This is a genomic window from Chitinophaga costaii (genome assembly GCF_900094705.1).
Taxonomy (GTDB): Bacteria; Bacteroidota; Bacteroidia; order Chitinophagales; family Chitinophagaceae; genus Chitinophaga; species Chitinophaga costaii.
Genome location: NZ_FMAR01000001.1, coordinates 200,346 through 224,959, shown reverse-complemented (window position 1 = coordinate 224,959; position 24,614 = coordinate 200,346). Strand labels below are relative to the sequence as shown.

General features: G+C 50.5%; 21 protein-coding genes and 1 tRNA gene. 16 read left to right on the top strand and 6 right to left on the bottom strand.

Features of this window, described 5'->3' with window-relative positions:
* Positions 1 to 10 precede the first annotated feature (10 nt).
* Complete coding sequence (locus GA0116948_RS00700; protein ID WP_089707976.1) at positions 11 to 1,327, top strand: DUF4302 domain-containing protein; 1,317 nt, start codon at positions 11 to 13, stop codon at positions 1,325 to 1,327.
* A 122-nt stretch (positions 1,328 to 1,449) separates the two neighbouring features.
* On the opposite strand, the gene GA0116948_RS00695 is transcribed toward GA0116948_RS00700, so the two are convergent.
* The gene (locus GA0116948_RS00695; RefSeq protein ID WP_089707974.1) at positions 1,450 to 2,463 is read right to left on the bottom strand and encodes a LacI family DNA-binding transcriptional regulator; all 1,014 of its coding nucleotides are present in this window, start codon (positions 2,461 to 2,463) and stop codon (positions 1,450 to 1,452) included.
* 154 nt (positions 2,464 to 2,617) lie between these two features.
* Here GA0116948_RS00695 and GA0116948_RS00690 point away from each other — a divergent pair, with 154 nt between their 5' ends.
* The 4 genes from GA0116948_RS00690 (at position 2,618) to GA0116948_RS00675 (ending at position 6,728) form a co-directional block, all read left to right on the top strand.
* A complete protein-coding gene (locus tag GA0116948_RS00690; RefSeq protein WP_089707972.1) occupies positions 2,618 to 3,577 on the top strand; it encodes an MBL fold metallo-hydrolase in 960 nt (319 codons plus the stop codon).
* 135 nt (positions 3,578 to 3,712) lie between these two features.
* The gene (locus GA0116948_RS00685; RefSeq protein WP_089708892.1) at positions 3,713 to 4,336 is read left to right on the top strand and encodes an HAD hydrolase-like protein; all 624 of its coding nucleotides are present in this window, start codon (positions 3,713 to 3,715) and stop codon (positions 4,334 to 4,336) included.
* 163 nt (positions 4,337 to 4,499) lie between these two features.
* The gene (locus GA0116948_RS00680; RefSeq protein ID WP_089707970.1) at positions 4,500 to 6,026 is read left to right on the top strand and encodes a sensor histidine kinase; all 1,527 of its coding nucleotides are present in this window, start codon (positions 4,500 to 4,502) and stop codon (positions 6,024 to 6,026) included.
* A 9-nt stretch (positions 6,027 to 6,035) separates the two neighbouring features.
* A complete protein-coding gene (locus tag GA0116948_RS00675; RefSeq protein ID WP_089707967.1) occupies positions 6,036 to 6,728 on the top strand; it encodes a LytR/AlgR family response regulator transcription factor in 693 nt (230 codons plus the stop codon).
* Positions 6,729 to 6,805: 77 nt separating this feature from the next.
* Here GA0116948_RS00675 and GA0116948_RS00670 read toward each other — a convergent pair whose 3' ends face one another.
* Positions 6,806 to 7,096, bottom strand: coding sequence for a hypothetical protein (locus GA0116948_RS00670; protein ID WP_089707965.1), 291 nt, complete (start codon positions 7,094 to 7,096; stop codon positions 6,806 to 6,808).
* 173 nt (positions 7,097 to 7,269) lie between these two features.
* Positions 7,270 to 8,547, bottom strand: coding sequence for a flavin monoamine oxidase family protein (locus GA0116948_RS00665; RefSeq protein ID WP_089707963.1), 1,278 nt, complete (start codon positions 8,545 to 8,547; stop codon positions 7,270 to 7,272).
* Positions 8,548 to 8,687: 140 nt separating this feature from the next.
* Here GA0116948_RS00665 and GA0116948_RS00660 point away from each other — a divergent pair, with 140 nt between their 5' ends.
* Positions 8,688 to 8,951 carry a hypothetical protein gene (locus GA0116948_RS00660; RefSeq protein ID WP_089707961.1) on the top strand — a complete coding sequence of 88 codons (264 nt, stop codon included), beginning with the start codon at positions 8,688 to 8,690 and terminating at the stop codon, positions 8,949 to 8,951.
* Positions 8,952 to 9,020: 69 nt separating this feature from the next.
* Here the strand turns inward: GA0116948_RS00660 and GA0116948_RS00655 are convergent, their stop codons facing one another.
* The gene (locus tag GA0116948_RS00655; protein WP_240619102.1) at positions 9,021 to 10,712 is read right to left on the bottom strand and encodes a M28 family metallopeptidase; all 1,692 of its coding nucleotides are present in this window, start codon (positions 10,710 to 10,712) and stop codon (positions 9,021 to 9,023) included.
* A gap of 45 nt (positions 10,713 to 10,757) precedes the next feature.
* Entirely contained in the window at positions 10,758 to 12,188 is a 1,431-nt protein-coding gene (locus tag GA0116948_RS00650) for an aminotransferase-like domain-containing protein (protein ID WP_089707959.1), read from the bottom strand.
* 440 nt (positions 12,189 to 12,628) lie between these two features.
* Between GA0116948_RS00650 and GA0116948_RS00645 the strand changes: the two genes are divergently transcribed.
* The 7 genes from GA0116948_RS00645 (at position 12,629) to GA0116948_RS00615 (ending at position 19,983) form a co-directional block, all read left to right on the top strand.
* Positions 12,629 to 13,540: an EamA family transporter gene (locus GA0116948_RS00645; RefSeq protein WP_089707957.1), complete on the top strand. Its 912-nt coding sequence runs from the start codon at positions 12,629 to 12,631 to the stop codon at positions 13,538 to 13,540.
* A 210-nt stretch (positions 13,541 to 13,750) separates the two neighbouring features.
* The gene (locus GA0116948_RS00640) at positions 13,751 to 14,191 is read left to right on the top strand and encodes a GNAT family N-acetyltransferase (RefSeq protein WP_089707955.1); all 441 of its coding nucleotides are present in this window, start codon (positions 13,751 to 13,753) and stop codon (positions 14,189 to 14,191) included.
* A gap of 88 nt (positions 14,192 to 14,279) precedes the next feature.
* Positions 14,280 to 14,834, top strand: coding sequence for an NUDIX domain-containing protein (locus tag GA0116948_RS00635; RefSeq protein ID WP_089707953.1), 555 nt, complete (start codon positions 14,280 to 14,282; stop codon positions 14,832 to 14,834).
* Positions 14,835 to 14,889: 55 nt separating this feature from the next.
* Entirely contained in the window at positions 14,890 to 15,810 is a 921-nt protein-coding gene (gene rlmB / locus GA0116948_RS00630) for a 23S rRNA (guanosine(2251)-2'-O)-methyltransferase RlmB (RefSeq protein ID WP_240619101.1), read from the top strand.
* A 15-nt stretch (positions 15,811 to 15,825) separates the two neighbouring features.
* Positions 15,826 to 16,674 (top strand): hydroxymethylglutaryl-CoA lyase, encoded by an 849-nt coding sequence (locus GA0116948_RS00625; RefSeq protein WP_089707951.1) that lies wholly within the window; start codon positions 15,826 to 15,828, stop codon positions 16,672 to 16,674.
* A 51-nt stretch (positions 16,675 to 16,725) separates the two neighbouring features.
* Positions 16,726 to 17,715: a GSCFA domain-containing protein gene (locus GA0116948_RS00620; protein WP_240619100.1), complete on the top strand. Its 990-nt coding sequence runs from the start codon at positions 16,726 to 16,728 to the stop codon at positions 17,713 to 17,715.
* Between the two features lie 15 nt (positions 17,716 to 17,730).
* A complete protein-coding gene (locus GA0116948_RS00615) occupies positions 17,731 to 19,983 on the top strand; it encodes a patatin-like phospholipase family protein (protein ID WP_089707947.1) in 2,253 nt (750 codons plus the stop codon).
* Between the two features lie 9 nt (positions 19,984 to 19,992).
* Here GA0116948_RS00615 and miaE read toward each other — a convergent pair whose 3' ends face one another.
* Entirely contained in the window at positions 19,993 to 20,589 is a 597-nt protein-coding gene (gene miaE / locus GA0116948_RS00610; RefSeq protein WP_089707945.1) for a tRNA-(ms[2]io[6]A)-hydroxylase, read from the bottom strand.
* A gap of 147 nt (positions 20,590 to 20,736) precedes the next feature.
* Between miaE and GA0116948_RS00605 the strand changes: the two genes are divergently transcribed.
* The 3 genes from GA0116948_RS00605 (at position 20,737) to GA0116948_RS00595 (ending at position 24,451) form a co-directional block, all read left to right on the top strand.
* Complete coding sequence (locus tag GA0116948_RS00605; RefSeq protein WP_089707943.1) at positions 20,737 to 21,852, top strand: aminotransferase class I/II-fold pyridoxal phosphate-dependent enzyme; 1,116 nt, start codon at positions 20,737 to 20,739, stop codon at positions 21,850 to 21,852.
* Positions 21,853 to 21,879: 27 nt separating this feature from the next.
* Positions 21,880 to 24,306, top strand: coding sequence for a penicillin acylase family protein (locus tag GA0116948_RS00600; protein ID WP_089707941.1), 2,427 nt, complete (start codon positions 21,880 to 21,882; stop codon positions 24,304 to 24,306).
* A 72-nt stretch (positions 24,307 to 24,378) separates the two neighbouring features.
* Positions 24,379 to 24,451 (top strand) — tRNA-Lys (locus tag GA0116948_RS00595).
* The last annotated feature ends 163 nt before the right edge of the window (positions 24,452 to 24,614 follow it).

Here is a 24,614-nt window from a genome sequence, read left to right as displayed (position 1 = left end):
GCATACTACCATGAAAAGATATTTAGTTTTTATAGCGCTTATACTGGCCTTGCTGGCCAGTTGCAGAAAAGAAGGCGTAGACCCAGCGTCCGGACAAAGACCGGAAGAACGCACGGAAGCCAAACTGCATGCATACCAGTCTGCCCTTACCGGCAGTAATAATGGATGGATAGCTTACCTGTACCCGCAGGGCGGCGGCGGATTTTCCTTCTTTCTGAAATTCACCGACAGCAACCGTGTTTCCATGATGGCAGATATTTCAGAAACATCTACCCTGGAACCCTTTGAAAGCAGCTACCGCTTAAAATCAGTGCTGGCACCTTCCCTGTTGTTTGATACCTACAATTACCTCCACCTCCTGGCTGATCCTTCGCCCGGCGTGTTAGGAGGGGTAGCTGGCTGGGGACTGTATTCCGATTTTGAATTTTCGTTCGATAGCCTGTTTAACGACTCTATTACACTGCGCGGCAACCTGCTGGACAGCAAGATGATATTAGTAAAAGCTACTGCCGCGCAGGAAGCAAGTTATGAGGCCGGTGGTCTTAATACCCTGGTGCATGAACTGCTGGACTATACCGCCAGTAACCTGAATCTGTATGTATTGCTGGGCGATGACACCAAGATACAAACCACCATCAATCCCAATACTAAAGTAATTACACTAAACTGGTTGAAGGATAATGTTATTTCCTCCAGTGCATCGGCCTTTGCCTTTACGCTTACCGGCATCGTATTGCAACAGCCGGTGGAGTACAATGGTAAAAAGATCTATGAACTTACCTGGGACAACGATAACCAGGTATTGTATGCCATGGTAGATGGCCAGAAAGTAGTGGTACAGGCATCGCCTACGCCCATACTGCCCTTGCACCTGCTCATCGGGGTGAGTTATACTGACATTATCGTGCCGAATGCTACTGACTACCCTGGCTGGTCAGAAGACTTCAAAACCCGGCGCGCCACTGCTGCCGCCAGCATGCAAGCGGGTCCCTATGGGCTGCGGATGGACAGGATGCAGTTTTTATTTAGTGTGCCCGCTAATCAAATGTTATTGGAGCTGGATATTTACCAGGGTAGTAATAAGTTCCTGGCTGACTTCCTGTATAACTATACCAAGACGGATGAGGGGGTATATAAATTCAGTGGGGTTACGCCCACGGGCAATGCTGGCCTGATCGTGAACGATATGGCCCCGCTCACCACGCAAAGGTTAAATGCCGATCATTTTATACTGGATTATTACATAGATCAGGCTTCCGGCAGTATCCTGGGGCAATTCAAGAGTGTGGAACATGAAGACTTTACTTTTACCGGTACGTTAAACTAATACTTCCTTTTTATGACCACGGCCACGCAGCACGAGTGGTCGTGGTTCATAATTTCAGGCCTGGCCCTTTTTCCATGTTGTTAACCCTTTTTCTAATAGCATGCAGCTGTATTGCAGCAAGCTCAATACTTATTCACCACCAGTTGTGAATCGAGGATAATCTTGTAATACGCGGAGGATTTGTCTTCCTTGGAATCCAGTAATTCCAACAATGTTTCTGTGGCCTTCTGGCCCTGGAGGTAGGGGAACTGCTCTACCGATGCCAGGGGAGGGAATGCGGTGTAATTACTCAGGGGCAGGTTGGCATAACTTACAAAGGCAATGTCTTTATTGATCTTCAGTTTTTTTTCGCGGGCATACTGTACGGCGTCCAGCGCTACGTAATCATTGAATGCCACGATAGCAGTCACCTTTCTTTTTAAGGAAAGGAGCTGGGCCATGGCGGCGTGGGTGCCGGCGCGGGTAAGGTTGGAAGAAACGAGCAGGTTAGGGTCGTACTTCAGGCGTTTTTTGTGCAGGGCGTTCATATATCCTTTCACGCGCTCCTGGCTGGCGAATAGCTTATCAGGCCCGTTTATCATACCAATAATGCGGTGGCCCTTTGCCAGCAGGAAGTCTACCGCCTGTATGGTGCCAGACTCCATATTGCAGGCCACGTAATGAATATTGGGCAGCTTGGGAATGCGGTCGAAGAACACCACTGGAATGTTATATTTCTTCAGCATTTCAAAGTGGGCATAATTTACCGTGTTCTTGGCTAGCGATACAATCAGCCCGTCTACCCGGTGGTTTTTCATCGTTTCCACAATGGTTTTTTCCCTATCCTCATCATCGTGCGACTGTCCGAGTAGCACGGTGTATTTGTTCTTGTGGGCTGTATCCTCAATGCCGCTGATGGCGGTAGAGAAAAATGCTTCCGACAGTTCCGGCAGGATCACGCCGATGGTAAAGGTTTTATTTTGCTGGAAAAAAATGGCGGTCTGATTAGGTTCGTAGCCAAGTTCCTTGGCCAGTTGCTGCACCATGGTTTTGGTTTTCAGGCCAATGCTATAGTGATCGTGTAGTGCACGCGACACCGTGGAGGGCGACACATGAAGGCGCTTGGCAATTTCTTTTATCGTAGGTAGTTTGGCCATTACAGGTGTTTGTTAAAAATACCCACATTTTTTAAAAAAGCAACTTTTTACACGCTGGGGGTTATGGTCCAATGGCAGGTTGTTGATGTTTGCTGCCTGTTGCTGTAGGGTAGGCTTACTATAAAATGCAGGCGGAAGTACTTATTTTTAGCCCATGAAAAATTGGTATAAGCTTTTATGCGGCCTGCTGCTGGCAATTCAGGTAGTAAGCGCGCAAACAAAGAACGGTAAGACCTTCACCATTATTCCCCTGGGGGTAAAGGGAGGGCTGGATGAAAGCAATCTTTCCGCTTACCTGTTGAAGCCCACAGGCGGTACCCAATACATTTGCCTGGATGGCGGCACTGTGCGCGCCGGCCTTCAGCAAGCCATTACTCACCATGTTTTCCCGGGCCGGGCCAGCGATGTGCTGAAAAGCCAGGTAAGGGCCTATTTCATTTCCCACCCCCACCTGGACCACGTGGAAGGTATGTTGCAAAACGCGCCAGACGATAGCGCCAAGGCCCTCTATGGACTGCCTTTCTGCCTGAACATTATACAGGATAAATACTTTAACTGGAAGAGCTGGGGCAACTTCGCCGATGCCGGCGATCCTCCCGCCCTGGGCAAGTTCCGGTACATGCCCATGGACAGCGGCGTAGCCACCCCCATTGCCGACCTGGACCTGGAAGTGAGCGCCTACCCGCTCCGTCATTCCGCCCCCGGGCAGAGTACAGCTTTCCTGGTAAAACATCAGTCGTCCTACCTGCTTTACCTGGGCGATACTGGCCCCGACGCATTGGAAGGGGGCAACAACCTGCGCCAGCTTTGGGAAGCCGTAAGTCCCATCTTAAAAGCTCGCCAACTCAAAGGTATAATGATAGAAACTTCCTTTCCCAATGAACAGTCGGACCATGCGCTGTATGGTCATCTTACACCCCATTGGCTCATGACCGAGCTGGCGGTGCTGGACAGCCTGGCCGGCCCCGGCTCCCTAAAAGGCTTGCCGGTGCTGATCACACATATAAAACCGGTGGGGAATAATGAAGCCAGGATAAAAGTGCAGTTGGCAAAAGGAAATGCCCTGGGCGTAAAGTTGCTGTTCCCCCAGCAGGCGCAGGTAATTACTTTATAGCAGGGCCATGGCTATTTTAATAAAGATAGCACCTAGGAATAGCCAGCCATCAGCTACCCATCCAGGACAGCGGTTTATGATTTCCGGAACTGGGAGAAAACCCTTAATTTTAAAGATTAAGCTAAACCGATGATCATGGAAACAACAACTAAGATCACGACCCTCTTCCTGGATATTGGGGGCGTGTTGGGTACTAATGGATGGGATAGAAACGCCAGAAAAGAAGCTGCCGAAAAATACGGCCTGAACCTGGCCGATATGAACGACCGCCATCACCTCACTTTCGATACGTATGAATCTGGTAAACTTACGTTAGACGAATACCTGCACCGCCTCGTATTCTTTGAACCACGCAGTTTTACCCGGGAAGATTTTAAGGAATTTATGCTGGAAAAATCACTGCCTTTCCCGGATATGATTAAAATGATCTGTGAACTTAAGGAAAAGTATAAACTGAAAGTGGCCGTCGTAAACAACGAAGGCCGGGAACTGAACGAATACCGTATCCGGAAATTTGGCCTGAGCAAATTTGTGGACTTCTTTGTATCGTCTGCTTTTGCACATTTCCGCAAGCCTGATGCAGACATTTACAAACTGGCCTTGGACATTGCACAGGTGCCGGCAGAAAATATACTTTACCTAGAAGACCGGCAACTTTTCATCCAGGTGGCAGCAGGGCTGAATATTAAAGGCATTCTGCATCGCAACTATGAAGAAACCAAAGCGAAGCTGGCTGAATATGGGCTGGTACAGGATTAAGTCTTTATCAGATATACTGCTTGTACAGCAAAGCCATCTCCACAATGGAGATGGCTTTTGTTTTAAACGCCTTCTTTTTTTATCCCATTTTCCCCCTGTTTTGCCCCATTTTCCGCAAGCACTCCCAAACGCTGGCGTATCATTGTAAAAACAAACGCCACTCATGAAATCCTTTCAGAAACTGGAATTTGGCACCGCCACCGCAATATTCTTGTTTTCCCTGCTTACCTGTTTATCCAACTCGGTGTTCAATAATGTATTTGAAGAGCAACATACCCTGGGTTACAAATTTGAATTGTACCACCAGGTGTTCGACTATTACATTCACTATCTCATACCAGTGGTGTTGCATATTTTAGTGACCTACGGGGCTTTCTTACTCCTGAACTTCTTCATTGTGCCGAAGTATTTTGAACGGCGTAAATGGGTACTGGGACTACTTTGCCTGGCACCGTTGGCGGTTTTTGTGTTTTTCATGCTCATGATAGCCGATTCTTATTATTACGGTTACCTGTTTGGCGTGTATAAAACCGTAAAAGGGGCGCACATGTATTTTGCGAAGATGGCGTTTAACAATACCCTGCTGTATGCGGTGCTTTATGCCATCTATTACAGCATACGGGAGCTGTACCTCTCTTACGTGTACCCGCAGTTATCGACCAACATGATTTTCCGCCAGATAATTTCTGAAGGCATTCCCATGGCCATTATATGGGTGGTGCTGCTGGTATTTGCCCTTAGCCGGGGCTCGCATTTGGCGGGGTATATTGTATGTTACGGGCCTTACCTGGCCGGCTGTTATTTTCTATGGATGCATAAGGGCTTTCCTGAATACCAGGGCAAAAAAGACCGCGGCACCTTTGTGTTAACTACCTTGTTATATTCCCTGCCGGCGGCCATTCTTACCATGGTGATCATCGCCTCATTGGGTCATATGCAACATAGCTGGGGAGGGGTGTTAGTAGCGCTGGGTTTTGTAACATTGTTGTTGCAGTTTGTAGTATTGCTGCCGCTTTCCTGGCGCCTGTACCAGCTCCGCAAGCAGCGCAAAGATCTTGTGGGCGACCTGGAAGTGGCGCTGGGCAAGTCTGCCGCCAACCTGGATTTCCTACGCTCCCAGATTAATCCTCACTTTTTGTTCAATGCCCTCAATACTTTGTATGGCACCGCCCTGCAGGAAAATGCCACGCATACCAGTGAAGGCATACAACGCCTGGGTGATATGATGCGGTTTATGCTGCACGAAAATTCCCAGGAAAAAATAGCCCTCACCAAAGAAGTAGCCTACCTGCATAATTATATCTCCCTGCAACGCCTACGTACCCAATCATCGCCCGATATACAGGTGGATGTAAATATGAACGAGCTGCATTGCAATATGGATATTGCCCCCATGCTGCTCATTCCTTTCGTGGAGAATGCTTTCAAACACGGCATCAGCCTGCGTTCCAGGTCGCGTATATCGGTGAGTTTGTATTGTGATAATGGCAAGGTGTTTTTTGATGTGTTCAACAGCATTCACAGCCGGCCGGAAAACGATACGGAAAAGGAAGGGTTTGGCATTGGGCTCAACAATGTTAAACACCGGCTGGCTTTATTATATCCCGGGCATCATGAGTTAAGCATCCGGCAAACGGCCACGGAGTTTTTTGTACACCTGACCATAACCGTGAACCCTGAAAAATTGTAAATTAGAACTATGCAATTAACTGCCATTGCCATTGATGATGAACCGGTAGCGCTGGCGGTGATCCGCGCTCACGCCGCCAAAGTGCCTTTCCTGGACATACGCGGTTATTATACCAACGCATTTGAAGCTATGGAACACCTGCAACGGGAAAAGATCGACTTGCTTTTTCTCGATATTAAAATGCCCGATATTTCGGGACTGGATTTTTTAATCAGCCTGCCGGAGCCGCCCATGGTGGTTTTCACCACGGCCTATTCCGAGCATGCAGTGCAAAGTTTTGAGCTGGATGCAGTAGATTACCTGCTGAAACCCTTTTCCTTTGCCCGTTTCCTCAAAGCCTGCAATAAGACCGAAAACCTGGCCCAGTTAAAGCAACGCAGCCCTGCACCCAACGCCGATATCTCCTATATTTTTGTGAAAAGCGGGTACGAACAATACAAGATCCTGCTGGATGAAATCCTTTACCTGGAAAGCGCTGGCAATTATGTAACCTTTGTATTGAAAGACAAAAAACTACTGTCCCGCGTTACCATGCAGGAAGCGCTCACACTGCTGCCTGCGGCGCAGTTTACCCGCATTCACCGCTCCTTTATCGTAGCTAATAACAAGGTGGATAAAATAGACCGCAACGCCGTGTACATTGGCGCGGAAATGATTGGTATTGGCAGCGCTTATGCTGATGCCATTGCTAAGATTTTGTAACCACACTATTTCCCATAAAAAATCCAACGAATGACAGGACGTTCGTTGGATTTTTTTATGATGTAATACAAGGGTTACTACAAATGCGGATGGTTGTCTTCCATCAATTGTTCTTTGATGGCGCGCCAGATATCGTATTGAAGCGCCAGCGCAGCTTCCGACTGGATACGGTTATCGTACCCCACTTCGCCGTGGCCGTAGGTAAGTTTCACCGCATGGGGTATCAGGGCACGGATGGCATCTGTGTCGTTACCTGGGGTAACCACGTAATCCGTGATGCCGTCATGATGGTGTACGCGCACGTGGAAGTGGTAGTTTTGATCATCTACCGCCACGATAATTGTATTTTCTTTTTGAGGTTGCTCCATGATGTATAGATTATAACTTACAATACATTGGCCGTTTTTACATCACCCTTGCATTGGGGTGGGTGTGATTGTATTGAGGATCTGGTCTTCCAACTTAACCGTGATGGGATGTTTCATATACTGCGCATTTAGCAACCTGCGCCCCAAAATGTGTACCACATACCGGTATTGGGTTAGGTGCCTGTGGAGGTAAGTAATTGCTTTGCTGCCCGGATACCGCTGGAAAAAGCGGCTTCCACTGTACCCATAGCGGGCCCTTCATACAGGGCCTCGCCGGCAAAATACAAAGTCTGCTGTACAGGTTCCATCAAAATGGGGAGGGCAGTATGGGTATGAATAGTAGCATACGCATACGATCCCTGGGTGTATGGCATAGCCGTCCAGTTCATGACCTGGGCATCTTCCAGCCAATCATACAGCGTATCCAGGGGAAGGGTAAAAATATTGGATAGCGATTGCATGGCCAGTTGCAGTAAATGTTCGCCCTGCGCGTCGCGGTAAGCTTTGGCGGGCAGGCCACCCAGCCAGCCGGTGAGTACCGGCCATTCTTCCGGGTATTGCGTCCACCAGGTGGGAAAGGCTTCGTCAGACAGGATAAAGCCCATAGAACGGTAGGGGGTGTTTTGCCAGAATGCTTCCTTGAATTGCAGTACTATTTTTACAATGGCGCCCATGCCCATTTGTTGGGCGGCGGCAGTTTTTTCTGGCAGGGCAGGGGAGAAGTGGAATGTCTCATCCGGGTTGTTTTGCTGTAGCATGGCTAAGGGCAATGTTACCACGGCCTTTGGAGCCGTATAAGACTGATCGTTATGGCAGAGGGCCTGCGCCTGTCCGGCCTTCCACTGTAATGTTTGTACCGGGCAGTTTAGCAGGATTTCGCTACCGGCTGCTTTTATTTTTTCGGCGAGATAGTCCAGCAGCGGGCCGTAGCCGGTGGTTATGCGATATTGATGTTCGCTTTCCTTCATCCATTCATCGCGCAAGGCAAAGGTGCTGGCGGTAGAGGGATCGGCAGTATCGTATCCGCTGGCGTAGCGGTACACAGAAAAGCGCAGTTGGGCGTATGCATCGCCGGGAAAATAGGTTTGCAGGAATGCATCAAGCGTCATATCCCCGGTGAGTGCCTGCATCTTTTCTTCGAGCAGGTCCCACTCTACGATAAAATCACCGCCGGCGGTAAGCTGGCCGTTTTTTACGGTGAATAATTTACCACCAGACTGGGTGTACCGCAGACCAGCTTCCTGCAACAGGCCTAGGGTAATGGGTAGGTCGCCGTGTATAAATTCTGCGCCCAGTTCCATATGCCCATTATCTGTTTTTACCGTGTGGATACGGCCACCTATGCGGGGGCGCGCTTCCAGTACGGTTACTTTTTTCCCTGCTTTTACCAGTTCGTAAGCGGTGGCCAATCCTGTGGCACCAGCTCCGATAATCAACACATCCGTTTGCATAAAAATGCTTTTTACAATGTTAAAGATACGGCAATGCTTTCAAGGCATTTACGCGTTCTCACAAATGCCTTTCATTTATTCCTGCATATATCTTATATCAAAAAGGCCTGCATTTTGCAGCACAGCATAAAAAGTAGGTTATGGATACATTCACCTTAGATTTCGACCTGGAAGGAAAAGGATACCTGGTGGTGGTTACGCCGCAAGCCCTGCCGGATGGCATGATCTATAATGCACAGTTGGAAGAAGATAAGGTGATCCGCTTCCTGGGTGGTAGGGATGGTACGTTGCTGCCGGTTACTACGGGCGTACCTCCTAAAATAGTGAATGCCATTGCCACCCGCATATTAGAGCGGGTACATATGGATGATCGCAACAAAACGGACCCGTACGCGTTGCTGTAAAAAACAACTGCACGCAAGCAGGCCGTTTCTGACACAGAAACGGCCTGCTGTTTTTGGGATACATTATTTTTATTCTTTAGGAGCGTTCTTATCGCGGTTTTCTTTGAATTCTGATCCGGTTTTCCATTTGGGCCAGGAGTTATCATTGGCCAGGCGGAAACCAATATCGAATAGTAGGCGGGTGTCTTCCACCATGCCATCGAAATTCCAGGTCTTCACATCCAGTTCATCAAAAGGAGAATGATAGCGGGTAGCGTCAAATTCTTCCTTCATTCTCACGCCGTAACCAGCGCCATGCTCTAGGGAAGTAGGGCCGCCTTCGAAGTACAGGGCGGGAATACCAGCCTTAGCAAAATTGAAGTGATCGGAACGGAAAAAAGAGCCGGTAAATGGCTTGGGGTCTGGCACTACGGTGCGGCCTTGTTTGGTAGCGGCGGCCTGGGCATAATCATCCATGTCGCTCTGGCCATAGCCGATCATCACCACGTCTTTGGTGCGGCCATAATTATTCATTTCATCCACGTTCAGGTCTGCCACGGTTTTATTGACGGGGAATAGGGGATGGGTGGCATAATATTCAGAGCCTAACAGGCCTTGTTCTTCGCCGGTTACACAGAGGATCACTACAGAGCGGGCGGGTTTATGTTGCGCGGTCGTAAAGGCTTTGGCCAGTAATACCATGGCTGCCACGCCGCTGCCGTTATCTAGCGCACCGTTGTAAATGGAATCTTTTACACCGGGTTTCAGCGGACTTTCTCTTGGCTCCCCAATGCCGAAATGATCCCAGTGTGCGGAGTAGATCACGGCTTCATCGGGTTTAGTTTCACCGGGCAGCACGGCCACTACGTTATGCGAGATCGATTTTTTCAATGTGTTGTGTAATACGAAGCTGGTGGTGAGGTGCAGGTCTACGGGCTTAAAGCCGGGGTGGTGGGCTTTTTCCATCAGGCTGTCGCCTGCATGGGCCAGGGCGAAGATCTTTTTGGCGGCGTCTATAGTTACCCAACCTTCCAGGGCAGCGCGCGAAGCATAGTTGTCATCGGCCTGCAGCTCCAGGCGGGCACCGCTCCAGCCACCGCGCACCACTTGCCAGGGATAGCTGGCGGGCGCAGTTTCATGTACAATGATAATGCCGGTAGCGCCCTGTCGGGCAGCTTCTTCATATTTGTAGGTCCAGCGTCCATAATAGGTCATGGTGTGGCCTTTGAACAAGGTGCTGTCGGTAAATCCGGGATCGTTAACCAGTACCATCACTGTTTTTCCTTTTACATCCAGTCCTTCATAATCGTTCCAATGGTATTCCGGTGCTACGATGCCGAAGCCGGCAAAAACGATCTCAGAATTTTTGGCACTAACGGTATCCACTATACGCCGTGTAGAGGCTACAAAGTCTTTCAGGTATTCCAGCGACAGGGAACCTTTGGCACCTTTGATCACCAGGGGACCTTCGGGGGTGGTATTTATTTCTACCATAGGAACTTCCTGAAAGTAGCTGTTGCCGTTGCCTGGTTTCAGGCCCAGTGCTTTGAATTGCGATTCGAGATAATGAATGGTGAGGTCTTCACCGGGGGTAAAGGGCTTGCGGCCTTGGAAAGAGTCGGAGGCGATCACATTCAGTTGTTGAATGAAACCATCCGTATTAATCTCTTTGATGGCTGCACTATCTGGCACTGTGGCATCGTTGCTGCTGCCGCCGGTCTGGTGGCAACTGCATACGGCCAGCGCGCCACCAAATAGTAACGTGTTGAGGATTGCTTTCACGCGGGTATGTTTTTGTTGTGGTTTTAAATATACGGAAAATACATCCTACTTCATGCTATTCCTGATTAGTTTCCCCAGCGTACGGAAGGCATCATCTATCTGCTTGCTCCAGGGGGTGCCGTAGCTGATGCGCAGGCAATTATGGTAGCGGTCTTGCAGTGTAAAGATGCGGCCTGGCGCAAAGCTTATTTTTTTGCGCATGGCCTGCTGGAATAAATCATAGGTATTGATGCGCTTATCCAGCTCCACCCACACCACAAAACCGCCCTGGGGCCGCGTTACGCAGGTATCTTCCGGGAAGTAGTCTGCAATGGCCTGCAGGTAGCGCAGGCATTGGGTATGCAGCTTTTTGCGCATGGTACGCAGGTGGTGTTCATACCGCCCGTTTTCCAGGAAATGACCGATAGCAGCGTGGGTGAGGGAGGTGCAGGCAATGGATTGGATTTGCTTTAAGCGTAACACCTTTTCCTTGTACTTGCCGGGTATACACCATCCGGCGCGATAGCCGGGGGCCAGCGATTTGGAGATGGAATTGCAGAGCAGCACATTGCCCGTTTTATCGAAGGTCTTGCACAACTGTGGCCTTTCTTTTCCAAAATACATATCCCCATAGATGTCGTCTTCGATGAGGGGTACCTCGTATTTTTCGAGGATGTCTACCAATTGTTTTTTGTGGCGGTCGGGCATGCAGGAGCCGAGGGGGTTGTTGAAATTAGTGACGAACATGCAGGCCTTAATACGGAAGCGGGGAATGGCTTTTTCCAGGTAGTCCAGGTCTATTCCGGTGACCGGGTTTGTAGGTATTTCCAATACTTTGAGTCCCATAAGTTGGGCCAGTTGCAGTGCGCCACAATAGGAGGGGCTTTCCAGTGCAATAGTATCGCCGGGCTGGGTAGTGGCGCCCAGGCAGAGTTTCAGCGCCTCCATACAACCGTTGGTCGTTACTACATCGTCTTCACTGATAGCGCCGCCCCAGTGCATGCTCATGCGCGCTATCTGGCGGCGCAGCAGTTCGTTACCCTGAACGCTTTCATACTGTATGCCATGACCGGGCATGGTGCGCATGGCGTGGGTCAGGGATTTATTCAGGCGGGCGCCGGGCAGAAGCTCCTCCGCCGGTACGGCGATGGAAAAGCGCAGGATGTCGCTGGCCTTTACATCGCCAAAGACTTCATACATCATATCCCCCACGCTTACATCCGAAGCTTTTTTTACCGGCACGCAAGCCTTGGGTATCTGGGGTAGGCGGCGACTATTGAACTGCACGTAATAACCCGACTTGGGCCGGGGAGCGATCAGTCCTTTGGATTCCAGGTAGTAATACGCCTGGAAGGCGGTACTCATACTAATACCCTGCTCTTTGCTGAGGATGCGCACGGAGGGCAGCTTGTCGCCTATTTTGAGGACCTCTTTTTCTATCAACTGCTCTATTTTATCAGCAACCTGTAAATACAAATGTTCGGCGGTCTTTATCATAACACATGATTCTGATCTGGTATAAATCTAATAAAATTGAATCTGTTTTTAGTATAAAAAGTAAGCAAAAGGTGGATCAGGATAAGTATCCCTGCGAAATTGCAGCCTGCGCATCTGCTGCATAAAATGGTATACTGGGGGAGATGATGGACTCCTTCCTTATAATGCAGCGCACTGAACGCATATCTAAATTTATTGTTATAACGCACATCTGATCTGGTTGAAATTAAAATATCTGTATCTGTTTTTACTCCATGAATTGTATCACATTTGTGAAGTGATAAAAATGTACGGGGTATTTTATACGGTGTGTTTGCACGCGGTAGAAAATATAAAATAAGGATACATGCGCCTTGTGTTGCGAACAGTAGGTGCCACCTGTAGCCGGAAGATGTATGGCTCCCGGATAATCTTTTCATATCAACTGTTATTTCCATTGTATGCAACAGACATCCAAAACTCCCGCCTACCTTGCTTTAGGGCTGGTCAGTATTTTATGGGGAACTACTTTTTTAGCAGCGCATATCTGGGTAAGGCACCTGCATGGCATCATGCTGTCGGGCGTACGGATGGCGATTGCAGGGGCGTTGCTCACTGGTTACTTCCTGTTGCGCGGGGAAAAGCTGCCGAACAAAGGATTGTTGGGTCGTATCTTTATCATTGGATTGCTAATGTTGTTTGGTAGTAACGGGATGCTTACCTGGAGCCTGGCTTACATTCCCAGTGGGCTGGGGGCCATCATGGCTGCTACGGTGCCGATGTGGGTGACCCTATTCAGTTTGCTGCTGGTGAAGCGTGTGCGCCTGGCCCCCATGCTGATCATTGGCCTGGTGGCAGGGTTGATGGGCGTGGTAGGGATATTCTTCAACTACCTGCCACAGTTATTGAACCCGGATTTCCGCTTCGGAATCTTCCTGTCGTTTATCTCCTGTTTATGCTGGGCGCTTGGTTCTGTGCTTACTGCCAAATGGGCCTTGCCCATAAATTACCTCTACGGCGCAGGCCTGCAAATGCTACTTGGTGGTGTGGTGATGGTAATTACCTGCGTGTGTACCGGCATATACCGGCCTCACAACGGGCTCACCATCGATCTGTGGGAAAGCTTACTATACCTTATTTTTATTGGGTCGGTATTGACTTATTCTGCCTATGTGTTTGCGCTGAATAACTTGCCGCCTTCCCTGGCTGCTGTATATGCTTACATTAATCCTATTGTGGCGGTGCTGCTGGGATGGGTCATTTTGGATGAAACATTCACCTGGCTGATGGGCGTGTGTGGGCTGGTAACGATAGGCGGGGTGTACCTGGTGAACCGCTCTTTCAGCAAAGCTAAAAGTTACGAACGCGCTTAAAATGGGATTATCAGCATATACTTGAATGGACTACTAAAGTCGTTCTGCACACTGGTAAATTTGTAGTATACTGGCTACCGATCACCTGGATCACCTGCATCATAACCTGGAGCAGGTATGGATAAACCGTTACGATTTAGATTAAGATAGACCAGCTGCCCAGGCTGTATTTACAGTAACGGGCAGCTGGTTTTTGTAAAAACAAACTACATGAACATTGTTACCGCAGAACTGGCACACCTTGATGTTGTAGCCGGTTTGTTCGATGCCTACCGTGCCTGGTACCACCAGATACCCGACCTCGAAGGGGCCACCGCCTTTGTAAGGGAGCGGCTGCAAGCGAAAGACAGCGTGATATTGCTGGCGGAAGATAATGGGCATTTCATTGGCTTTACCCAACTGTATCCCATTTTTTCCTCTATCCGCATGCGCAAGGCCTGGCTGCTCAATGATCTTTTCCTGCTGGAACCGCATCGTGGTAAGGGTGGCGGCAGCCTGCTGCTGGCCGCGGCCCACGCCATGGCCCGTGCCTCGGGTGCCGGCTGGGTGATGTTGCAGACAGATATGGTGAACACTGGTGCCCAGGCCCTTTATGAGCGCACCGGCTACCGGCGCGATGGGCATTGTTACTATTACTATTTAAACCTTTAAGTAAGTGCAGCCGGGAACTACTGCTCTCTTTTCCGCCATTTGAAATACGCACACCTATGTTTCCCGGCACTTGCTTATTTTTGACGCCATGGAAAATCATGAGAATCCTTGGACATTGCTTTCCGAAAAAATAGCGTACGACAATAACTGGATACGGGTTACCGAACACCAGGTGCTGAACCCTGCAGGCAATCCCGGCATTTATGGGGTGGTTCATTTTAAAAATGTGGCTATCGGCATTGTGGCCCTCGATGCGGCTGATCATATTTTTTTGGTAGGGCAATACCGCTTCCCACTGCGCCAATATAGTTGGGAAATCCCCGAAGGCGGCGGCCCGGTGGGCACCGACCCGCTGGCATCTGCAAAGCGGGAACTGCTGGAAGAAACCGGCCTGGTAGCCGCTTCCTGGACCCATCTGCTGCACATGCATTTGTCGAATTCCGTAAGTGACGAAGACTGTTACATTTTCCTGGCCCAAGATCTGAGCCAGCACGAAGCGTCGCCGGAAGAAACAGAGCAACTGCACGTGCAAAAACTGCCTTTTGACGTGGTGTATGATAAGGTAGTGAAGGAAGAAATTACCGATGCGATAACGGTGGCGGCGGTGCTGAAGATGAAATTATGGCTGCTGGATAGAAAGTAGGGGAAGGCTTACCGGTTGTATACCGGAACGGCAATGCTATACTCACACACCTGGCATGCAAAAAACGCCTGGCACGCCTTTTTTTCCGTTCTTTGCAGCAATGAACGATCGTAAATACAATTCCGGCGCGCGAAGAGAAGGCGGCGACCGCAGACCAGATGGTGAAGGATTTCGCAAACCGGCGGGCGGACCCCGCAAAACCGGCGGTTCCCGGTACAGTACGCCCAAACCCAAACAATCTGCCCTTATCATTGGCCGTCAGCCATTGATAGAAGCCTTGCAGGCTGGCAAGCCGCTAGAGCGCATATTTATGTTGCGCGGCGCTTCCGGTGATATTATCCCACAGATCCGCGCGCTGGCCGAAGCCCAGCAGATACCCATCAACCAGGTGCCGGCAGAAAAGCTCAATAGTTTTACGGCCGCTAATCACCAGGGCGTTATTGCCCTCACCACCGAGATCAATTACCTGGACCTTCAGGATGTGATTTCCCAGGTGGTAGACGGTGGGCAGGTGCCCTTATTCCTCCTGCTTGATGGCATTACAGATGTACGCAACATTGGCGCCATTGCCCGCAGCGCGGTGTGCTGCGGTGCCCAGGCCATTATTATTCCCGACAAAGGCATAGCCGCCCTCAACGAAGAAGCCATGAAATCTTCTGCCGGCGCACTGGAAAAAATTTCCATCTGCCGCGTTAACAGCCTGCTGAAAGCCATCGATACCCTGCACCTCAACGGCATTACCGTAATGGGCAGCGAAATGGAGGCCACCGAACCACTGTATAACCTGGATTGGACTATCCCTACGGCCATTATCATGGGTTCGGAAGACAAAGGCATTTACCCGGCCCTGCGCAAAGCCACCGACAAATTATTCTGCATTCCCATGAGCCGGCAGTTCGAATCGTTGAATGTTTCGGTGGCCGCCGGCATTATTTTATATGAAGCATTGAAACAACGGATGGCCATTGCGCCCTAACTTCAATTTCTTCCCATGAAACTTATCGAATGTCCCCGCGACGCTATGCAAGGCTGGCACCGGCACATTGCCACGGTAGAAAAAATTGCCTACCTAGACGCACTGTTGCAGGTAGGTTTTGATACCCTCGACTTCGGCAGTTTCGTATCGCCCAAAGCCATCCCGCAGATGGCCGATACGCAGGCGGTACTGGCCGGCCTTACACAGTTGCCTGGCCGCAGTAAACTGCTGGCCATCGTGGCCAATTTGCGGGGCGCCGAAGAAGCCGTGATGCATGATGCTATCCGTTACCTGGGTTTCCCTTTTTCTATCTCCGAAACTTTTCAACTGCGCAATGCCAATAAAACCATCGCCGCATCGATGGAAGAAGTGCAGACCATCCAGGAGTTGTGCATAAAAAATAACAAGCAACTGGTCATTTATATTTCTATGGGTTTTGGTAATCCATATGGTGATCCTTACAATACTGATATCGTGCTGCAATGGGTGAGCGAGCTGGCCGCGCTGGAAATTCCCATTATTTCCCTGGCCGATACTGTAGGCCTGGCAGACCCGCCCACGATTAGCTACCTGTACAAAGCCCTGGTGCCGGCCTATCCTGCCGTAGAATTTGGCGCGCACTTTCATGCCGCACCCCACCAGTGGGAAGAAAAGGTGCGCGCCGCCTGGGACCAGGGTTGCCGCCGCTTCGATAGCGCCATCAAAGGCATAGGTGGATGCCCGATGGCTAAGGATGAACTGGTCGGTAATATTGCTACCGAAAACCTGCTCGATTTCCTGGCCAGGCAACGAGCCAAACCCGCACTGGATAAAGTGGCGTGGGAAAAGGCCTACCGCCTGGCGGAAAAGATATTTGTTCCATAAGCCACTGCACGGCATGCACCCTTCCTTGCTACTACTTACTACACACGCATCATGAACTTCCGTCTTACCTTTCCGGTTGCGCCGCTTTCGCCCTCCCTCCGCTACAGCGACAGATTTTTGCTGCTTGGCTCCTGCTTTGCAGAAGAAATAGGCGATTTACTGCAGCAGCACAAGTTCCAGGTCCTTCAAAATCCTCACGGCATTTTATACAATCCGCTCAGCATTACCCAGGCACTGCAAAGTTACCTGGATGGTAAAGTTTATACGGCAGATGATCTTTTTCAGCAAGATGATCTCTGGCATAGCTGGGCCCACCATAGCCGTTTTTCGGCTGCCACACCCGAAGCTGCCCTGGATAAGATCAACGTTGCCCAGCAGGCTGCCATTCATCGCATAGAGAATGCCGACTGGCTAATCATTACCTTGGGTACGGCTTTCGGCTACCAGCTCAGGGAAAGCGGGCGGCTAGTGGCCAATTGCCACAAAGCGCCGGCCCATACCTTCAATAAAAAACTGCTCAGCGTTGAAGAGATCATCACCTCCCTGGATAACGTTATGCACCGGTTATTTTTCCGTAACCGCCAGGTGCGTATACTCTTTACCGTAAGCCCGGTGCGGCATGTGCGCGATGGGGTGGTGGAAAATAATTTGAGCAAAGCCATTTTATTGCAGGCCGTGCATCACATGGTCCATAAGTTTGAGCGCCTGCATTATTTCCCGGCCTACGAACTAGTGATAGATGACCTGCGTGACTACCGGTTTTATAAGGAAGACCTGGTGCATCCCAACGAGATGGCTGTGCAATATGTGTGGGAGCAATTTTGTAAATATGCACTGGCGCCGGCGGAACTGGCATTGTTGCACGCGGTACAGGAACTGCGCCAGGCTGCTGCACACCGGCCCTTTAATCCGGCAACACCGCAGCACCAGCAGTTCCTGGCCCGGTATGCTCAAAAAACCGGGGCGTTACAGGCGGCACATCCCTTCCTTGATTTATCATCAGAGGCTGCATATTTCAATACAAAGGAACATCGTAAATAATTACCTTTAGGGTAGATGGATTTTGTTTTTCTGGCGCGCATATACCGTTATTGTTGTGGGTTGTTCCTGGTACTTGCCGGGACATGTTTTGTTGCATCGGCCCAAACGAATGACCAGCGGCCCCGCATAGGCTTGGCTCTGAGTGGGGGTGGGGCGAAGGGATTGGCCCACATCGGCATCCTGGAAGCCATTGACAGCGCCGGCCTGAAAATAGATTACGTGGCAGGCACCAGCATGGGTAGTATTGTGGGCGCACTCTATGCCGTGGGTTACTCTGCAGATACCATCGAAGCCATCGCCCGCCGCATTAACTGGCCGCGCCTCTTTTCCAACCGCCCCCTGCTCAGTGAAATCAGTTACGAAGAAAAAAGTGAATTTGGCAAATATGCCCTGGAAGTGCCTTTTCAGGGCAACAAACCCAAACTGGAATCGGGCGTGATTGTGGGAGAGGAGCTGTGGCTGCAACTGGCACAGTTATTCTGGCCGGTGCAAAACCTGCGCGATTTTTCTAAATTCAATATTCCTTTTAAATGTATCGCCACCGACATCGCCACAGGTGATAGGGTAACCCTGGACTCCGGCGATATTGTGATGTCGGTAAGGGCCAGCATCGCCATTCCATCTGTGTTCAGCGCCGTAGAGATAGGCGATCAAAAGCTGGTGGATGGCGGTGTAGTACGCAACTTCCCCGTACTCACCCTGAAAGACATGGGGGCCAACATCACCATTGGTAGCAACGTAGGCCAGGGACTGCGCAAAGCTGCTGAGTTGAAAACCCCGCTGGATATGATTTACCAGCTGGGCTTTTACAAAGACGCGATGGACTTTAAAGAGGAACGAAAGGTAACCGATGTTTTTATCCAGCATGAATTACGTGAATATTCTGCGGCTAGTTTCAGCAGCGTGGATTCTATTATCGATAAAGGCAAGCGGTTGGGCCGCCAGTTTTATCCGGTTTTTAAACACCTGGCAGATTCCCTGCGGGCCTTGTATCCCGATGCGGCACCCGTAGTATGCCGTATGCCGGAGATCAACCGGGTGCAGCTTACCGCCCTGCGTGTGAACGGGCTGGTACACTCCGATTCCAGTTTCTTTGTGGGCAAAACCGGCCTGAAGATAGGGCAGTGGTACAATGACGACCAGATTCATAAAGCCGTGCAGAACGTATATGGAACACGGTTCTATAAGGAAGTTACCTACCGCCTGGAGCCTCAGGGAGGAAACCGAGTACTGATGGACATCCATGTGGAAGAAACACCGCTGACTTATGTGAAGGCGGCCCTCAATTATAATACCTACACAGGCGTTAGCGCCATTCTAAACATTACCCGCCGTAACTTTCTGGTTAAAAACTCCAATGCCTTCCTTACCGCAGGCTTGAGTGAAAACCCACGCCTGAAGGGTGAATTTCTTAAATACCTGGGCCGGCAACGCAACATTGGTTTCCGCTTGTACACCAATTTTGAAAACAACGACCTACCCATTTATGAAAACTTCCGCCAGCTTCAGGAGTACAATAGCAAATACCTGGATGCTGGTGGTAGCCTGCAATACGCTTTGAACAATAAAATGATATTCGGCATTGCCACGCAGTGGGAACATATCTGGCTAAAACCCAAAATATCGTCCTATGTGGAAGTAAGCGGGCATACACGGCAACTGAACTCTTATTTTTATTATGGACTCAATACACTGAATCGCACCGTATTCCCGACAAAAGGCGTCTCCATACAACTGGAGGCGGGGGAGGTGTATAGTCATCATCCCAACTTCAATTTTTACCAGGCTTCCAATCCCGGTGACACGACCAGGCTGAATTTCGATAACTACAGGCGGTTGTTACTGAAAGTAAATTATTATGTGCGGGCCAGCCACAAAAGTGCATTTGATTTTTCTACCAATGCTGCGGTGAACCTGGGCTACCGCCCCAATATTGTGAATAACTATATCGTAGGTGGCCTTACAGACCAGGTGCGTTACCAGATACCTTTTGCCGGCTTGTACGAAGGAGAGGTACTGACGGGTAGTATCAGCACATTGGGCATAAAATACCAGTATGAGTGTTTGAATAACCTCTTCATTATTCCCCGGGCCAACGTAGCTATTTATAACTATGCAGACAAAGCCCGGGTGAAATATAACTATCTCAGCGGGTACGCCCTGGGAGCGGGTTACAGCTCTGCATTGGGTCCCATTGAAGCATCGTTGATCTACTCTGATCAATCAGAAACTGTGGGCTTTTATGTAAACGTAGGGTTTAATTTTTAGTGCATTGTTTTAATGCATTCTATCTCCCCGCACTTCCAGGTTGTCCATGATAGCGGCTTCCATTTTCAACCATTCCTGCCAGCGAGTGCGCACTTTTTCTTCCGGTAAATATGCATGTGCCAGGTCAATGAACAGGCGGTAATGACCTGCTTCGGAGATCATAAACTTACGGTAAAATTCGCGCAGGTATGCATCATCCAGCCCTTCACTCAGCAGGCGGAAACGTTCGCAGCTACGGGCTTCTATGAGTGCAAAAATGAGCAGGCGATCCAGCAGCACGTCATCGGGATGGCCGCCTTTTACCTGGTGTTCCTGAAGCGCATTTACGTACATGTCTTTGCGCTGGCGGCCCAGCATAAAACCCCGTTTCTGCATTTCGGCATATACCTGGCGGAAATGCCCCCATTCTTCTGTAACGATGGGCGACAGTTCTTGCACCAACCTTTCTTTTTCGGGATATCGCTGGATCAGGGAAATGCAGGAGGTAGCGGCCTTCTGTTCGCAGAAAGCGTGATCGGTCAGCACTTCCGACAGAGAAATGGAAGCCAGGTTCACCCAACGCGGATCGCTGGGCAGTTTTAAACCGAGAATGGAAACTTTACTCATGATGATAAATTAAACAAGATACCCGGCAGGGTGTATCCCGTGCTCCTGTTGTGGTGCTGAACGCCGGCGAAGGTTTTTTTACCACCCCTTCGCGGTAGAACAGCCATCACCTGTGCAGGGTTGCGCAAAGATAATTAGCTTTGGCGCATGCAAAGTGAAGAATTCCTGCATGCTCAACTCGACGCGCGGCGGGCGCAGCATGCTTTCCGGACCTTGAGCCTGCCGGTGGGCCAGGTAGATTTTTGTTCCAATGATTACCTGGGGCTGGCGGCCAGTGCGGCCATGCAGGCGAAGGTGCAGTCCATATTAGCCGCCGGCGATCAGCGTCCGGGCAGTACCGGGTCGCGCCTGCTGGCGGGAAACTATGCGGCCATAATGGCCGCAGAAACGCAACTGGCGGCCTTTCATCAGGCGAGTGCCGGTCTTCTTTTTAATGCGGGTTACGATGCCAATGTGGGCCTGTTTTCCTGCGTACCCCAGAAGGGCGATACCATCGTGTACGATGCGCTGATACATGCCAGCATCCGGGATGGCATCCGTTTATCGCGGGCGCAGGCATTCTCTTTTGTACACAACGACCTGGAAGACCTCCGGAAAAAAGTAGGCCACGGCAGCGGGCGTGTATTCGTGGCCGTAGAGTCGGTGTATTCCATGGATGGCGATCAGGCCCCCCTGGCCGCCATGGCGGCGCTATGTCGTGAAACGGGCGCTTACCTTATCGTAGACGAAGCCCATGCTACCGGTGTAATTGGCGCGCAGGGAGAAGGGCTGGTGCAGCACCTTGGGCTGGTGCCTTATTGTTTTGCAAGGGTACACACCTTCGGCAAGGCGGTGGGCTGCCATGGGGCTATTGTGCTGGGATCTGCCCTGCTGCGCGATTACCTGATCAATTTTTCCCGGTCCTTCATTTATACCACCGCATTGCCACCGGCTTCCATTGCCGCCATCGTGGCGGCTTACAGCCTGTTTCCGGGCATGGATGCGGAGCGGCTGCATTTGCAGCAACTCATTGTACAATTGCGGGAGGCATTGCCCGCTGGGCGGTTACTGCCCAGCCAAACCCCCATTCAACCCATTCTGGCACCGGGCAATGTGGCTGTTCGCAGGCTGGCGGAGCAATTGCAGGCCGGCGGACTGGATGTGCGGGCCATCCTGCATCCCACGGTACCCAAAGGACAGGAGCGGCTGCGGGTAGTGCTGCATAGTTTTAATACCCGTGCAGAAGTGGCGCGCCTCATAGAAATAGTACGGGCCGGTGCATAAGCTATACAATTTTCGTACTTTACCATTATGAGAATCCTTCCCTTTTTCAGCAGTGCCATTGTTACGCTGGTCCTCATTTTTGTACTGGGCCATAAATGGGGCAGCGTACCGCCTTTTGGTAAACTCCTCAGCCCCCAGCAAGGCTTCTGGCAAAACGCAACGCCCATCAGCAAAAATTATAACGAAGACCTGCGGCTGCCCGCCCTTACCGGGAAGGTAAACGTGTGGCTGGATGAGCGCATGGTACCCCATATCTTTGCTACCAACCTGCCCGATGCCTATTACGTGGAGGGCTACCTGCACGCGCGCGACCGCCTCTGGCAAATGGAACTGCAAACCCGCGCCGCCGCTGGCCGCCTGTCGGAAATATTGGGCCGTGTTACCCTGCACTTCGACCGGATGCAGCGCCGCAAAGGCATGGTGTATGGCGCAGAAAACTCGCTGCGCGTGATGGAGCAGGACACCATTACCAAACAGGCGGTAGATGCTTATACCGCCGGCGTGAATGCTTACATCCACCAACTGGATGCCGCCCACCTGCCGGTGGAATATAAATTGCTGGATTATCAACCCGAAGACTGGACCCCGCTGAAATGCGCGCTGCTGCTTAAATACATGGCAGACGACCTGGCGGGTTACGACAACGATATGGATTTTACCAATGCCTGCCACCTCTTTGGCGTGGCCGATGCCAGCAAGATGTATCCCAGCCGCAACGATTCCCTTGATCCTATCATTCCTATTGGTACCGCATATCCGGCTCCCTCCGTAAAGGCCATAGCCCCGCCGGATAGCGTGATCTCCGGCGTACAGCAATTGTTACACTTTAAACAGGATAAGCCCGACCTGGACAACGGCTCTAATAATTGGGCCGTGAGCGGACGCAAAACCCGCTCCGGCGCGCCTATTCTGTGCAGCGATCCTCATCTGGGCCTGCACCTGCCATCGCTATGGTATGAAGTGCAGATAAAAGTAAACGACATGAACGTGTACGGCGCCTCCCTGCCCGGCGCACCCGGCGTGGTGATCGGGTTTAATGACCACATTGCCTGGGGCGTTACCAATGCGGAAGAAGATGTTAAAGATTATTACCTCGTGCAGCTCAACGATCATGGCCGTCAATATTTGTTCAACGGCAGCTTTCAGCCCACCACGCCCCGCATAGAAGATATCGTGATACGCGGCGCCGCCACCCTGCACGATACGGTGGCATACACCCACTGGGGGCCGGTGATATACGATACCGCTTTTCCCCAAAAAAATGGCGATAAACGCGCCATCGCTATGCGTTGGAAAGCCCATGACCCATCGGATGAGTTGATGACCTTCCTGAAGCTGAACCACGCCAAGAATTATGAAGCGTATGTGGATGCGTTGAAAACCTACGCCTGCCCTGCACAGAACTTCGCCTTTGCCAGCAAGGACGGCGACATTGCCATCTGGCACAACGGGCAGTATCCCCTGCGCTGGAAGGGCCAGGGCCAATACCTGCTGCCTGGCACAGACACTACGTTCGACTGGCAGGGTTTTATTCCCCAGGAAGAAAACCCCCACATTAAAAATCCCGAACGCGGATTTATTGCATCTGCCAATCAAAATCCTACAGATACTACCTATCCTTACCCCGTCATTGGATCGTACGATGTGTTCCGGGGCAAGCGGATCAATGAACAACTGGCGGCCATGGATCAAATTACCAGCGATGATATGAAGGCTTTGCAAACGGATTATACCAATCTTTTTGCACGTGCCGCTATTCCCTTGCTGGAACGGCATTTTAAGCCAGCTTTGCTCACGAAAACGCAGGTACAATACTACGATCTGGTTGCACACTGGAACCTGGTGGCCGATGCCCAAAGTAAAGCAGCTACCGTATTTAACCTATGGTGGGCTAACCTGGAAGCCGGCCTTTGGGACGATGACCTGGACCGCGGTGATAATCTTGTGCTGGAACGTCCTGCCTCGGTTACGACCTTGCAATGGCTGCTACGCGACTCCTCTATGCACTTTATCGATGATGTGCATACGCCCCAACAAGAAGATCTTTCCCAACTGGTACAACAAGCTTTTGTAAAGGCAGTCAGCACCGCCGATTCGCTGGATAGAACCGGTCACCTGGCACTGGGCCTTGCCCGGGGTACGGATATTCAGCACCTGGCCCGCCTGCCGGCATTCAGCCGCATGCACCTGCGCACCGGCGGCGGACCGCACATTGTAAACGCTACCAAGCAAGGCCATGGTCCATCCTGGCGCATGGTAGTAGAACTAACAGCACAAACCGAAGCCTACGGTATTTACCCTGGCGGACAAAGCGGTAATCCCGGTTCGCCTTACTATGATAATATGGTGAGTGATTGGGTACAGGGCCGGTATTATCCATTGCACGTTTTCGACGGAGCACACAGCGACGATCCTAATATCCGCTACCACCTTACGTTTGCGCCAGGAAGATGAAAATAGTTATCGAAATATTTGGAAGGAAATGATTAATTCCTATCTTTGCACTCCCAATCACAAACGGGGTATGAATCGGTAGCTCAGTTGGTAGAGCAATACACTTTTAATGTATGGGTCTTGGGTTCGAGTCCCAACCGGTTCACAAAGGGGCACAACTTTTAATATGAAAAGTTGTGCCCCTTTTTCATTTGCAATAAATTGAAAATCAGTTATTTAGTCACATAAATTATACTCACAAAATTTTGGAAATTGTGGTTGACAAACTCAGGAATAATCTGTAAGAAATTCGCTGCATAAAAAACAAA

Excerpts from the sequence above, each read along its gene's own strand:
- GA0116948_RS00700 (WP_089707976.1), top strand. The coding sequence starts at position 11 with ATGAAAAGATATTTAGTTTTTATAGCGCTTATACTGGCCTTGCTGGCC.
- GA0116948_RS00695 (WP_089707974.1), bottom strand. The coding sequence starts at position 2,463 with ATGGCCAAACTACCTACGATAAAAGAAATTGCCAAGCGCCTTCATGTG.
- GA0116948_RS00690 (WP_089707972.1), top strand. The coding sequence starts at position 2,618 with ATGAAAAATTGGTATAAGCTTTTATGCGGCCTGCTGCTGGCAATTCAG.
- GA0116948_RS00685 (WP_089708892.1), top strand. The coding sequence starts at position 3,713 with ATGGAAACAACAACTAAGATCACGACCCTCTTCCTGGATATTGGGGGC.
- GA0116948_RS00680 (WP_089707970.1), top strand. The coding sequence starts at position 4,500 with ATGAAATCCTTTCAGAAACTGGAATTTGGCACCGCCACCGCAATATTC.
- GA0116948_RS00675 (WP_089707967.1), top strand. The coding sequence starts at position 6,036 with ATGCAATTAACTGCCATTGCCATTGATGATGAACCGGTAGCGCTGGCG.
- GA0116948_RS00670 (WP_089707965.1), bottom strand. The coding sequence starts at position 7,096 with ATGGAGCAACCTCAAAAAGAAAATACAATTATCGTGGCGGTAGATGAT.
- GA0116948_RS00665 (WP_089707963.1), bottom strand. The coding sequence starts at position 8,547 with ATGCAAACGGATGTGTTGATTATCGGAGCTGGTGCCACAGGATTGGCC.
- GA0116948_RS00660 (WP_089707961.1), top strand. The coding sequence starts at position 8,688 with ATGGATACATTCACCTTAGATTTCGACCTGGAAGGAAAAGGATACCTG.
- GA0116948_RS00650 (WP_089707959.1), bottom strand. The coding sequence starts at position 12,188 with ATGATAAAGACCGCCGAACATTTGTATTTACAGGTTGCTGATAAAATA.
- GA0116948_RS00645 (WP_089707957.1), top strand. The coding sequence starts at position 12,629 with ATGCAACAGACATCCAAAACTCCCGCCTACCTTGCTTTAGGGCTGGTC.
- GA0116948_RS00640 (WP_089707955.1), top strand. The coding sequence starts at position 13,751 with ATGAACATTGTTACCGCAGAACTGGCACACCTTGATGTTGTAGCCGGT.
- GA0116948_RS00635 (WP_089707953.1), top strand. The coding sequence starts at position 14,280 with ATGGAAAATCATGAGAATCCTTGGACATTGCTTTCCGAAAAAATAGCG.
- rlmB (WP_240619101.1), top strand. The coding sequence starts at position 14,890 with ATGCAAAAAACGCCTGGCACGCCTTTTTTTCCGTTCTTTGCAGCAATG.
- GA0116948_RS00625 (WP_089707951.1), top strand. The coding sequence starts at position 15,826 with ATGAAACTTATCGAATGTCCCCGCGACGCTATGCAAGGCTGGCACCGG.
- GA0116948_RS00620 (WP_240619100.1), top strand. The coding sequence starts at position 16,726 with ATGAACTTCCGTCTTACCTTTCCGGTTGCGCCGCTTTCGCCCTCCCTC.
- GA0116948_RS00615 (WP_089707947.1), top strand. The coding sequence starts at position 17,731 with ATGGATTTTGTTTTTCTGGCGCGCATATACCGTTATTGTTGTGGGTTG.
- miaE (WP_089707945.1), bottom strand. The coding sequence starts at position 20,589 with ATGAGTAAAGTTTCCATTCTCGGTTTAAAACTGCCCAGCGATCCGCGT.
- GA0116948_RS00605 (WP_089707943.1), top strand. The coding sequence starts at position 20,737 with ATGCAAAGTGAAGAATTCCTGCATGCTCAACTCGACGCGCGGCGGGCG.
- GA0116948_RS00600 (WP_089707941.1), top strand. The coding sequence starts at position 21,880 with ATGAGAATCCTTCCCTTTTTCAGCAGTGCCATTGTTACGCTGGTCCTC.